11 protein-coding genes are annotated in these 11,765 nt (G+C 70.0%); 7 read left to right on the forward strand and 4 right to left on the reverse strand.

Annotated elements, in window-relative coordinates; translation table 11 throughout:
* Nucleotides 1–1,452: cbb3-type cytochrome c oxidase subunit I (locus G567_RS0121500; protein ID WP_028931600.1), on the reverse strand; the 1,452-nt coding region annotated here is incomplete at its 3' end.
* A 392-nt stretch (nt 1,453–1,844) separates the two neighbouring features.
* Here G567_RS0121500 and G567_RS32390 point away from each other — a divergent pair.
* Nucleotides 1,845–2,405 (forward strand): SAM-dependent methyltransferase, encoded by a 561-nt coding sequence (locus G567_RS32390; protein WP_051233385.1) that lies wholly within the window; start codon nt 1,845–1,847, stop codon nt 2,403–2,405.
* On the opposite strand, the gene G567_RS0121510 is transcribed toward G567_RS32390, so the two are convergent.
* The 3 genes from G567_RS0121510 to G567_RS0121520 form a co-directional block, all read right to left on the reverse strand.
* Nucleotides 2,392–3,342: a LysR family transcriptional regulator gene (locus G567_RS0121510; RefSeq protein ID WP_037057834.1), complete on the reverse strand. Its 951-nt coding sequence runs from the start codon at nt 3,340–3,342 to the stop codon at nt 2,392–2,394. The two genes, G567_RS32390 and G567_RS0121510, sit on opposite strands and share 14 nt — an antisense overlap.
* Nucleotides 3,343–3,441: 99 nt before the next feature.
* A complete protein-coding gene (locus tag G567_RS37275) occupies nt 3,442–3,912 on the reverse strand; it encodes a hypothetical protein (RefSeq protein WP_037057835.1) in 471 nt (156 codons plus the stop codon).
* Between the two features lie 226 nt (nt 3,913–4,138).
* Nucleotides 4,139–4,954, reverse strand: a complete 816-nt coding sequence (locus G567_RS0121520; protein WP_028931602.1) for a PIG-L family deacetylase — start codon at nt 4,952–4,954, stop codon at nt 4,139–4,141.
* 140 nt (nt 4,955–5,094) lie between these two features.
* On the opposite strand from G567_RS0121520, the gene G567_RS35690 reads away from it, so the two are divergent.
* The 6 genes from G567_RS35690 to G567_RS0121550 all read left to right on the forward strand — a co-directional run bounded on the left by G567_RS35690 (nt 5,095) and on the right by G567_RS0121550 (nt 11,746).
* The gene (locus tag G567_RS35690; protein WP_028931603.1) at nt 5,095–5,340 is read left to right on the forward strand and encodes a hypothetical protein; all 246 of its coding nucleotides are present in this window, start codon (nt 5,095–5,097) and stop codon (nt 5,338–5,340) included.
* A gap of 89 nt (nt 5,341–5,429) precedes the next feature.
* Nucleotides 5,430–6,167 carry a GntR family transcriptional regulator gene (locus G567_RS0121530; RefSeq protein ID WP_425414265.1) on the forward strand — a complete coding sequence of 246 codons (738 nt, stop codon included), beginning with the start codon at nt 5,430–5,432 and terminating at the stop codon, nt 6,165–6,167.
* 356 nt (nt 6,168–6,523) lie between these two features.
* Complete coding sequence (locus G567_RS30435) at nt 6,524–6,958, forward strand: YidH family protein (protein ID WP_211224006.1); 435 nt, start codon at nt 6,524–6,526, stop codon at nt 6,956–6,958.
* 25 nt (nt 6,959–6,983) lie between these two features.
* Nucleotides 6,984–7,304 carry a DUF202 domain-containing protein gene (locus G567_RS30440; RefSeq protein WP_161631736.1) on the forward strand — a complete coding sequence of 107 codons (321 nt, stop codon included), beginning with the start codon at nt 6,984–6,986 and terminating at the stop codon, nt 7,302–7,304.
* A gap of 54 nt (nt 7,305–7,358) precedes the next feature.
* The gene (locus G567_RS0121545) at nt 7,359–8,906 is read left to right on the forward strand and encodes a 4Fe-4S dicluster domain-containing protein (protein WP_245585746.1); all 1,548 of its coding nucleotides are present in this window, start codon (nt 7,359–7,361) and stop codon (nt 8,904–8,906) included.
* A gap of 11 nt (nt 8,907–8,917) precedes the next feature.
* Nucleotides 8,918–11,746, forward strand: a complete 2,829-nt coding sequence (locus tag G567_RS0121550; protein ID WP_028931606.1) for a molybdopterin-dependent oxidoreductase — start codon at nt 8,918–8,920, stop codon at nt 11,744–11,746.
* Nucleotides 11,747–11,765: the final 19 nt, after the last annotated feature.

The following is an 11,765-nucleotide window of genomic DNA, read 5'->3' on the forward strand; positions in this document are numbered from 1 at the left end:
CGAGGCGCCCAGGACGAACGCGCCGATCGAGGAGATCGTGTTCAGGGTGGTGAACCCGTCGGTGGGCAGGTAGTCGGCGTAGCGGCGGGGCATGCCCTCGTTGCCCAGCCAGTGCTGGACCAGAAACGTGGTGTGGAACCCGAGGAAGGTCAGCCAGAAATGGATTTTGCCGAGGCCCTCGTCGAGCAGCCGGCCGGTCATCTTGGGGAACCAGAAGTAGATGCCGGCGTAGGTGGCGAACACGATGGTGCCGAACAGCACGTAGTGGAAGTGGGCGACCACGAAGTAGGTGTCGGAGACGTGCCAGTCCAGCGGCGGGGAGGCCAAAAGCACCCCGGTCACCCCGCCGAACAGGAACGTGGCGAGAAACCCGAGCGAGAACAGCATCGGGGTCTCGAAGGTCATTCTCCCGCGCCAGAGGGTGCCGATCCAGTTGACGAACTTGATCCCGGTCGGCACCGCGATCAGGAACGTCATCAGGGCGAAGAAGGTCAGCACCACCGCGCCGGTGGCGTACATGTGGTGCGCCCACACCGCGAGTGAGAGCGCGGCGATGGACAGCGTGGCGAAGATCAGACCCTTGTAGCCGAAGATCGGTTTGCGGGCGAACACCGGGAAGATCTCCGAGACGATGCCGAAGAACGGCAGCGCCACGATGTAGACCTCGGGATGGCCGAAGTACCAGAACAGGTGCTGGTAGAGGATGGCCCCGCCGTTGGCCGGGTCGAACACGTGCCCGCCCAGCTGCCGGTCGATCTCGATGCCGAGCAGGGCGACGGTCAGCGGCGGGAACACGATCAGGACCAGGACCGTCGTCACGAAGATGTTCCAGGTGAAGATCGGCATCCGGAACATCGTCATGCCCGGGGCGCGCATACACACGATCGTGGTGACGAAGTTGACGCCCCCGAGGATGGTGCCCAGGCCCGCGACGACCAGCCCCATGATCCACAGGTCGCCGCCGGCGCCGGGCGAGTAGATCGGGCCCGAGAGCGGGGCGTAGGCGAACCACCCGAAGTCCGCGGCCCCGCCCGGGGTGAGGAACCCGGCCATGACGGTGAGCCCGCCGAACAGGAACAGCCAGTAGGAGAACGCGTTGAGCCGGGGGAAGGCCACGTCCGGGGCGCCGATCTGCAGCGGCACGATGTAGTTCGCGAACCCGAAGACGATCGGCGTCGCGTACAGCAGCAGCATGATCGTGCCGTGCATGGTGAACATCTGGTTGAACTGCTCGTTCGACAGGAACTGCAGCCCGGGCACCGCGAGCTCGGCGCGCATCAGCAGCGCCATCGCCCCGCCGGCCATGAAGAACGCGAACGAGGTGATCATGTACAGGATCGCGATGTCCTTGGGATCCGTCGTCCGCATCATCTTGAGCAGCATGGATCCCTTGACCGACCGGCGCGCCGGATACGGGCGCGTCGTGATCGGCTTGGGCGCGACGGCTGTCACTGTTCCTCCTGCACTGGCCTCTTGGTGGAGCAGGCCCGGACTCTATCTCCGCAGACGTACGCAGACGCTCCCGGGTGATGGTCGGGGCCCGGGGGCGGCCTCCTGCGCGGACATTGTGCTCTACCGGAAGTAGAACACCCAACGGTGGGTCCGGCCCCGGCCCCGCCGGGGTCTTTACGGGCGGGCACCGCGGCCCGCCGGTGCCGCGTCCACCACGGCTGCCGACCAGCCCGGGCGACCTGCGGCGACCGGCCCGGCGGCGCCGCCCGTGGCGCCCCGCCTCGGCACCGCACCGCCGACGCCCCTGTGACTATCGTCTCGTCGCGTGACGTGTTTGCGGGACGATGCCCGCCTACGGCGGCGGCCGGGCGAGACCCCCGCGGCGTGCAGCAATGGTTGAGCGGGTCCCGCTGCGGCTGCGGTGGGCAGTGGACGTGCTCGATCCGCAACCCGCGGATCGGCTTCTCGAGATCGGTTGCGGGAACGGCGTCGCGGCCGCGCTCGTCTGCGCCCGGCTACACGGCGGACACCTGCTCGCCATCGACCGGTCCGCCGTGGCGGTCGAGCGCGCCGCCCGGCGCAACGCCGCCCACCTCGCGGCGGGACGGCTGGAGATACGGCAGTGCGCCCTTGCCGCGGTCGACGTCCCGCCGGGCAGTCTCGACGCCGCGTTCTGCGTGAACGTCAACCTGTTCTGGACGCGGGCCGCACCGGCCGAACTCGACCGGCTCTGCTCGGCGCTGGCCCCGGGCGGTGCGCTGCACATCCTCTACGATGCGGCCCCGACGTCGGGCGAACGGGTGATTTCCGCCGTGGTCGCGGCGCTCCGCGACCGGCACTTCGACGACGTCAGGGTGCGTGACGGCGGCGGTCACGGCATGGGCGTTTCCGCACGCGCGGGAGACTCGACGTTCATCGGCCGGATCGCTGCCGATCCGACTATCCGGGAATGACCGGCGGGAGCGACCGCTCCAGCGCCTCGGACAGATCGGCGCCGCTGAGGGCATCCACGAGCGCGTCCACGACGATCGAGGTGGGTTCGCGGTCGGAGACGATCAACCCGACGGCGGGGCGGGGCCGCACCTCGGCGAGCGGCCGGACACACATGCCCTCGGGCACGCCGAAGGCGTGCAACCAGGTGTGCGCGACGATGCTCGCCAGCCGCCGCGTGGCGATGTGGGCGTACAGCGCGCCGACGGTATCGGTCTCGACGACCGGGACGAGGGTCGCACCGGCCGCGGCCATGTTCGCGTCGAGGACGCGGCGGTTGCGCATCGTGGACATGAGGGCGCAGTGCGGCAAGGCGGCCGCGGCCGCCCATTCCACGACCGATTCGCGGGCAAGCTCGTCGTCGGCCGGGACGAGCAGCCGGTAGCGCTCGCGGTACAGCTCGACGCTGCGGGTGCCGGGCGGGGTGTCGTTGTCGAGGTAGGTGACTCCGGCGTCGAGCTCGAACTCGGCGAGCCGCCTGCTGATCTCTCGGGACGAGAGGGATTCGATCCGGACCCGCGCCAGCGGGTACCGCGTCGAGAACAGGCTGGACATCAAGGGTGTCGCCGGGACCGCCGTCGGGATCGCACCGATCCGGACGGTGGCCCTGAGCCCGTTGCGCATCCGATCGAGGTCGGCGAGCAGCGCGTCGCGTTCGGCGAGGATCCGGTGTGCCCAGCCGACGACGCGGCGCCCTTCATCGGTGAACCCCTCGAACCGCCGCCCGCGCAACACTATCGTGACGTCGAGCTCGTTCTCGAGCTTTCGGATCGCCGCGGACAACGCCGGCTGGCTGACGTAGCAGACTGCTGCCGCCCGTCCGAAATGCTGTTCCCGGCCGAGCGCGACGAGATACTCCAGCTGACGGATCAGCACGTCACTGCGCGCGCGACACGTCACCGGGCCAGGCAGTGACGGCCGACGGGCATGCACATCCGCGGGAGCCTAACCGGCCCGGGCACGCACGTTACCAGCCACGGTCGTTCGGGTAGGTACCGGTCATAGAACCGCGCTATCAGGCAATCGGAGCTTTCGCTGACCGACGGCTTGCCCGGCCGACGTGGCGTGCACCACCATTCTGTCGACCGTGGCCGGACAGTCGCGACGCACCGCATATCTGCGCCTGGGTACGGCATTCTTTCGGGCTTCTCCGCGGGCCGCCACGGCCCGCTCAAAGGCCTGCCCGGCGCCGACGTAGCCGCCGTCGGCGAGGCTGATCGGGCCCGAGTTGGGACGCTGCCCAGTGCAGCGCGCCGAGGGCGCGGGCGGCGGTGATGTCGTGCCGGTGCCCGGAACGACGTGGGAGACCCAGATCGGCAGCCGTCGGAGCGCCTCGTGCAGGTCGGGGGCTTGCGTGGCCAGCACGGTGAGGACCTCGTCGCGGTAGCGGTGGGCCATCGCCCGCGACACCCTGAACCCGGCGCCGACGACGGCGACATCGTCCTGGTCGCGGACCCCATTCTCGGCCACGACCGCCCGGATTGCCCGTTATGGGTGTGTCACGCCGCAAGCGCTACTGACCTCGTTGGGATCACTTCAATGGCCGATGGCGCTTTTCCTCGACGAGAAGAGAACTGAATCGGGATCGGCTTGTTCGACCGGGATGCCGGGATGGAGCCGACGGCTCATTCCATCGGCGGCGCTGTCCATCCATCTGGCGATCGGGCAGGTTTACTCGGGACCTGGTCGATCCGGGCTACCGCTCGTGCAGCGGGATGAACAGCTCCCGGAACAGAGCGGGGGCCGCGACCGGGCTGGGCTCCGGATCGACGATGTAGAACTCCGTTCCCAGCCCCATCGCGAACATCGGCTCGGGCATCGTCAACATGAAGTGGTCGGGGCCCATCTGACTGGCGTGCGCCAGCATCGAGGCGCGTTTGGCCTCGACGAAATCCACGGCATCGACGCGGTGGGTGATCTCCGACTCCGGCTTGCCGAAGTTGGGGGCATCGATCCGCGGTGGCTCCCAGCCGTTGGGCAGCGCGCGTTCCTTCGCCATCTGCTCCATCCCGCGGAGAACCCAGTCGCGGTTGATCGTCCCCTGGGCGACGACCGGGACGGCGCTCAGATCGGCGGCCCGCAGTCCGACGCGGTACACCTGGATGTGATCGGGATGCCCGTAGCCGCCGTTGTCGTCGTAGACGGTGAGGACGTCGGGCTCCTCCTCGTCGAGGATCACCGCAAGCCGTCGCGCGGCGTGCTCGACGTCGGCCTGCCAGAAACAGTACGGCGCATCGTTGCTCGGCTCGCCCATCATCCCGGAATCGACGTAGCCGAGGAACTCCACGCGGTGGGCGCCGATCGCCTTCGCCGAGGCGAAGCATTCCGCCGAACGCCGCACGGCCAGCTGCTCGCCGTCGCCCAGCACATCAGGAACCGGTTCCCCCAGCTCGCCGCGGGTGGCGAAAACGAGCACGACGCGATGCCCCGCCGCCGCGGCGCGGGCCAACGTGCCGGCGGAGCCGATCGACTCGTCGTCGGGATGGGCGTGGAAGCTGACGATGGTCCCCACGCCACGAGCCTATCCGGCTGCGGGGCCCGAGCACCGGCCATCGGCGGGCGCGGCCGGTCAGCTCCGCCGCCGGTGCTCGCCGGGCGTGGCGCCGACGTGTTTGCGTCGACGATGGACTCTCCCTCCGGCACGTCCCGGACATGATCGTCGCGGTGCCGGCCGTACCCCGCACGCTGACCGGAAAGAAGCTCGAGGTGCCCGTCGAGCGGATCTTGCAGGGCGCCCGGCCCGCCGAGGTGGCCGCCGACGGGGCGATCACCCATCCGGAGATGCTGGCCTGGTTCGCGAGATATGCGAGATCGTCCGATTCCTTGCCTGACAGTGAAATCGTCCACGACTACGCCGTGTCGAAACTTGCCGGTATCGATCGAACGACCGTACATTAACAGGGATACGGTCGACGGTGCGGGGGACGGTGTAGATGACGAGGAAGGCGACGCAGCGAGGCCCTCGCCCGGTGGATCGGGATCATCCATTGCCCCTGTGGGCGCAGATCCTGGCCGATCTTCGGCGGCGGCTCGATGCCGGTGAGTTCACCGACGCGTTCCCGGGTGAGCTCGCACTCGTCGCCGAGTACGGTGTCAGCAGGCACACGGTGCGCGAGGCACTGCGCAGGCTGCGCGAGGACGGAACGGTCGTCGCAGGCCGGGGAATGACCCCGCGGCTGGCCGGTCCGGTCGAGATCGAACAACCGTTGGGGGCGGTGTACAGCCTGTTCTCCGCCGTCGAGGCGACCGGGCACATCCAGCGCAGCGTCATCCGGCGCCTGGACGTACGGGCCGACGGCGTCATGGCGACCAGGCTGGGGCTCGAGGAGTCGGTTCCGCTGGTGTACCTGGAGCGGCTGCGGCTGGCCGACGAGGAACCGCTGGCTCTGGATCGGGTGTGGCTGCCCGCGCAGCTCGCCCGGCCTCTGCTCGACGTCGACTTCACCCGTACGGCGCTCTACGACGAGTACGCCCGCCGCTGCGGGGTGCGCCTGACCGGGGGCGAGGAGCACATCAGGGCGGTGATCCCGACCGCCGCCGAGCGGAAGCTGCTGGGAATCGGGCAGGGTACGGCGGCCTTCGCCATCGACCGCCTGGGATGTGCCCGCGACCGTCCGGTCGAGTGGCGCAACACCCTGGTCCGCGGCGACCGGTTCGGCGTCAGTGCCCAGTTCTCGGCGCGCGACGGCTATCAGCTGGGCGTCGACGCCCGGCGCCTCGCGTGATCCGGTGATCCCGGGGCCGTACCGCAGGGCTCGCTACGGGAACGAGCTCAGAACGGCACGCCGGCCCGGTGCGCGGCGGCCACTACCGCGGCGAAACGAGCGGCCATCCGCCGGACCTGGCGGCCACCGGACTCGTCCCGCTCATGGCTGACCGGATCCGGACCTCGCGATCCGGGTTCGGCGGCTGCGGTCGTCGAATGCTTCGGACCGCCGTCGCAACGCTGCTGACGGGTGTGTGCCACCGCTCCTCCGATGCCTCAGAATCTCACCGGAACACGTTCCTGGTGAACCCGCGCGGCGGCCGGCCATCCGACTATTCGCATGCCCGTACCTTTAGCCTGGCGAAGGTGTGTGAGGTGGAGCATAACCTTGGATCCCGCCGGCGGCGCAAGAGCGCCGGAGCGACCGACGACGGCGAGCCCGCGGATCGGCGCAGACCCAGCCGCATCTACGAGGTGGGCAGCGAGCCGGACCCCCGGTTCACCATGGCCAACGAACGGACTCTGCTGGCCTGGCTGCGCACCGCGCTGGCGTTCGTCGTCACCGGGATCGCCGCCACCGCGCTGCAGGACCATGTGGCCCGTCCGGCGTTCATCGGCATCGTGGCGGGTGGTGCCTGCCTCACCGGGACGATCGCCGCGATCGCGGCATACGGCCGATGGCAGCGGATCGAGCTGTCGCTGCGCCTGCAGCGCCCGCTGCCCGACCCGCGGGTCGCGGGGCTGCTCGTCGTGGCCCTGGTGGTGCTGGCCGCAGCCGGCGTCGTGACGCTGGTCTGGGATGCCCTGTGACCGCCCCGCAGGGAACGACCCTGTGGTGAACGACCAGGTGTGGGACGCCGGGCTGCAACCCGAGCGCACCGCCCTCGCGTGGCAGCGAACCGCGCTCGCGTCCATCGTCACCGCGCTCGGCACGATCCGGCTCGCGCTGCACCACTCCTCGATCGCGGCCGTGGTGATCGCCTCGCTGGCACTGGCGCTGGGGGCCGCGACGATCATCGGCCTCCGGGTTCGCTACCGCCGCTCCATCCGCCGCCTGGCCAGTGGCCGGCCGATCGGCCTGCTGGGGCCCGCACTACTCACCAGCGCCTCGATCGCGGCGCTCGGATGTGCCGCGATAGTGCTGCTCCTACGCTGACGAACTGCTGAAATGTCCGGGTGACTTGTGTGGATGTTCGGACACCAATAGGGTGTGGCCACCACCACGGGCGACGGAGGCTCCATGCGTTACGGCTTCGCGATCGACCAGCGCACGTGCATCGGTTGCCACGCGTGCACGGTCGCCTGCAAGACCGAGCACGAAGTGCCGGTCGGTCAATTCCGCACCTGGGTGAAGTATGTCGATCAGGGCACCTTCCCCAACAGCACGCGTGATTTCGGGGTGATGCGGTGCAATCACTGCACCGACGCCCCTTGTGTCAAGATCTGCCCCACCAAGGCGTTGTTCGTCCGCGACGACGGGATCGTGGATTTCGACAACAGCCGGTGCATCGGCTGCAAGAGCTGCATGCAGGGCTGCCCGTACGACGCGATCTACATCGACGAGGACACGCACACCGCGGCCAAGTGCAACTTCTGCGCCCACCGGGTCGACGCCGGGCTGGAGCCGGCGTGCGTCGTGGTGTGCCCGACGCATTCGATCTGGGTCGGTGACCTCGACGATCCGGAGTCGGGGATCTCGCGGCTGGTCAACACCAACCCGGTGACGGTGCGGGCGCCCGAGCAGCAGACCGGGCCGAACGTGTTCTACCTGGGCGCGGACCGGGCAGTGCTCGATCCGCTGGCCGCCCCGGTGGACGAGTCCTACATCTTCTCCCGGCCGGATGCGCATCGCGCCGAGGTGTCCGCGCAGCTGCCCACCGACCCGGTGAGCGGGGCCCGGACCACGCTGAACACCGCGCATCCGCGGCCGTGGGGGTGGCGGGTGACCACCTACCTGTGGACCAAGGCGGTGGCCGCGGGCGCGATGATGCTCGCCGCGCTGGCCCACCTACTGGGCGTGGAGCTGGGCGCCGTCGGCGATGTGGTCGCCCCGGTCGTCGGCCTGGCCGGCGCCGCGGTGACCGGGGTGCTGCTGGTGTGGGACCTCAAGCGCCCCGAGCGGTTCCTGTTCATCTTCCTCAAGCCCAACCCGACGTCCTGGCTGTTCTGGGGCGCGGCGGTACTGGCCATCGCCTCCGGGCTGTTCTTCGCCTGGCTGGTGTTCGCGCTGTTGGGCATGGATGCGGTGCTGACCGGCCTGGCGGTGCCCACCGCGATCGCCGCGGCGCTCACCGCCGGGTATACGGCCTTCCTGTTCGGCCAGGCCGAGGGCCGCGACCTGTGGCAGTCGCCGCTGCTGTTCTGGCATCTGCTGGTGCAGGCGCTCATGGTCGGCTCCGCGCCGCTGGTACTGGCCGCCGCGGTGCTCGGTGGGGTCGATGACGCAGGCCGCAACCTGCTGGTCGGCACGCTGGCCGTGGCCACCGTCGCGCATCTGGTGATGGTGCTGCTGGAGTACCTGGGCCGGCACTCCACGCGCAACGCGGGCGCGGCCGCCCATCTGGTGACCCGTGGCCGCTACGCCCGCACGTTCTGGCTCGGCGGGATCGGGCTGGCCCTGGTCGGCGCCGTGCTCGCCGGGCTGGGCTGGACCGGCCCGCTGCTGGCTGCGGTGGCCGGTGGGCTCGTCGTGCAGGTCGCGCTGCTGGCATATGAGTCCGTGTTCGTCCGGGCCGCGCAAGACGTCCCCCTGTCCTAGAGGAGCTCCCGATGACCGACCTGCTGCCTGGTGCTCGCCGGCATGAGGGTTTGCGCAACTTCCCGCCGCCGGAGACCTGGGACGACCACGTCGAGTACGACGCCAAGGCGCACCCACGCAAGGTGCCCCACCACTACATGCTGATCCCGACCACGTGCTTCAACTGCGAGTCGGCGTGTGGGCTGCTGGCCTATGTCGACAAGGACGACCTGTCGGTGAAGAAGGTGGAGGGCAACCCGGCGCATCCCGGGTCGCGGGGGCGCAACTGCGCCAAGGGCCCGGCCACGATCAACCAGATCCACGATCCGGAGCGGATCCTGTACCCGTTGCGACGCACCGGGGCCCGCGGCAGCGGGCAGTGGGAGCAGGTGTCCTGGGATGCGGCGCTGGACGATATCGCCGGCCGGATCCGGGCCTCGATCACCGCGGGCCGCCATGAGGAGGTCATGTACCACGTGGGCCGGCCCGGCGAGGACGGCTTCGTGGAGCGGGTGCTGCAGGCCTGGGGGGTGGACGGGCACAACTCCCACACCAACGTGTGCTCCTCGGGGGCCCGGTTCGGGCAGACCCTGTGGGGCGGGTACGACCGCCCCTCCCCGGACCACGCCAACGCCAAGGTGCTGCTGCTGCTGTCGAGCCACCTGGAGACCGGGCACTACTTCAACCCGCACGCCCAGCGGATCATGGAGGCCAAGCAGTCCGGAGCGAAGCTGATCGTGCTGGACCCGCGGCTGTCCAACACCGCCGGGCACGCGGATGTGTGGGTGGCGCCGTGGCCGGGCAGCGAGGCCGCGATCCTGCTGTCGGTGGCCTCCTACCTGCTGCGCACGAGGCGGATCGACGAGTCGTATCTGCGGCGCTGGTTCAACTGGGAGACCTACCTGGACAACCGGCACCCCGACGCGCCGCGCAGCTTCGAGGCGTTCCTGGACCGGTTGGAGGCCGACTACGCCGGCTACACCTTCGCCTTCGCCGCGGCCGAGGCGAAGGTGCCCGAGGCCCAGATCGCGCAGCTGGCCGAGCTGGTCTCCCGGTGCGACGGACGGTTGGCCGCGCACATCTGGCGCTCGGCCGCGGCCGGGAACTACGGGGGCTGGCAGGTCGCCCGGGCGCTGTGGTTCGTGCTGGGGCTGACCGGGTCGATCGGCACCGAGGGCGGCACCAGCCCGAACGGGTGGAACAAGTTCATCCCGCACGGTCCCGACGTGGGCGCGCACGACCACTGGAACGAGCTGGCCTGGCCGGCGGAGTACCCGCTGACCTGCAACGAGATGTCGATCCTGCTGCCGCACTTCCTCAACGAGGGCCGCGGCCGGGTCGAGGTGTACTTCTCCCGGGTGTTCAACCCGATCTGGACCTACCCCGACGGGTTCACCTGGCTCCAGGCGCTGTCGGACCCGGACAAGGTCGGCCTGCACGTGGCGCTCACCCCGACCTGGTCGGAGACCGCCGAGTTCGCCGACTACGTGTTGCCGATGGGGCATTCCACCGAACGGCATGACACCCACTCGTATGAAACCCACGCGGCCAAGTGGCTGGGCTTCCGCCAGCCGGTGCGCCGGGTCGCGATGGAGAAGCAGGGCCGTCCGTTCACCGACACCCGCGACGTCAACCCGGGCGAGGTGTGGGAGGAGAACGAGTTCTGGTTCGAGCTGTCCTGGCGGATCGACCCGGACGGCTCCCTGGGCATCCGCAAGCACTTCGAATCCCCCTACCAACCCGGTGAGAAGATCACCGTGGACGAGTACTACCGGTGGGTGTTCGAGAACCGGGTGCCCGGGTTGCCGGAGAAGGCCGCCAAGGAGGGGCTGACCCCGCTGGCCTACATGCGCCGCTACGGCGTGGTCGAGGTCGACTCCGACATCTACCGCGCCGACGAGCGCCCGCTGACCGCCGCCGAGCTCGACGGCGCGGTGCCGGACGAGAACGGGGTGCTGCGCAAGCCCACCACCGACGACTCGATCCCGCCGCTGATCGGCGAGGCCGGCGCGGTGGGCGTCCAGCACGCCGATGGCACCGTCACGGCCGGCTGGCTGTCCCCCTCGCGCAAGCTGGAGGTCTACTCCCCCACCATGCGCGACTGGGGCTGGGAGGAGTACGCCACCCCCGGCTACATCCCCTCCCACGTCGCCCACACCGAGCTCGACCTCGACGCCGGCGACCTGGTCCTGGTGCCCACCTTCCGGCTGCCCACCCTCATCCACACCCGCTCCAACAACACCAAGTACCTCAGCGAGATCTCCAACACCCACCCGCTGTGGCTCAACGCCGCCGACGCGGCCCGCCACGGCGTGGCCACCGGCGACCTGGTCCGGCTCAACACCTCCATCGGCTACCTGGTCGCCCGGGTGTGGGCCACCGAGGCCATCCGCCCCGGGGTGTGCGCGCTGAGCCACCACATGGGCCGCTGGCGGCTGCACGAGCACACCGGCAGCCGCTGGGTCTCCGGGCTGGTCGACATCACCCACCCCGACGGCGAGGACACCTGGCTGCTGCGCTACCGCAAGGGGGTCGGCGCCTTCGCCTCGGACGACCCGGACAGCTCCCGCATCTGGTGGGACGACCCCGGGGTGCACCAGAACCTCGCGTTCGGGGTGCAGGCCGATCCCTGGTCGGGCATGCACTGCTGGCTGCAGAAGGTCCGCATGGAGAAGGCCCACGCGGGCGACCGCTACGGCGACGTCTACGTCGACACCCGCCGCTCCCGCGAGGTCTACCAGGAATGGCTGACCAAGACCCGGGCCACCCTGGGGCCCGGCGGACAGCGCCGTCCCGAGTTCCTCATGCGCCCGGTGAAGCCCCGCCGCCGCGCGTTCCGGGCGTCCGGCTCCGGGGACTGACCGGACCAGGCCGGATCAG

Origin of the sequence: Pseudonocardia asaccharolytica DSM 44247 = NBRC 16224 (assembly GCF_000423625.1) — a bacterium.
Lineage (GTDB): Bacteria > Actinomycetota > Actinomycetes > Mycobacteriales > Pseudonocardiaceae > Pseudonocardia > Pseudonocardia asaccharolytica.

Bases quoted from the DNA above. Each gene is read 5' to 3' on its own strand.
- G567_RS0121550 (WP_028931606.1), top strand. From the start codon at position 8,918: ATGACCGACCTGCTGCCTGGTGCTCGCCGGCATGAGGGTTTGCGCAAC.
- G567_RS32390 (WP_051233385.1), top strand. From the start codon at position 1,845: ATGGTTGAGCGGGTCCCGCTGCGGCTGCGGTGGGCAGTGGACGTGCTC.
- G567_RS35690 (WP_028931603.1), top strand. From the start codon at position 5,095: ATGATCGTCGCGGTGCCGGCCGTACCCCGCACGCTGACCGGAAAGAAG.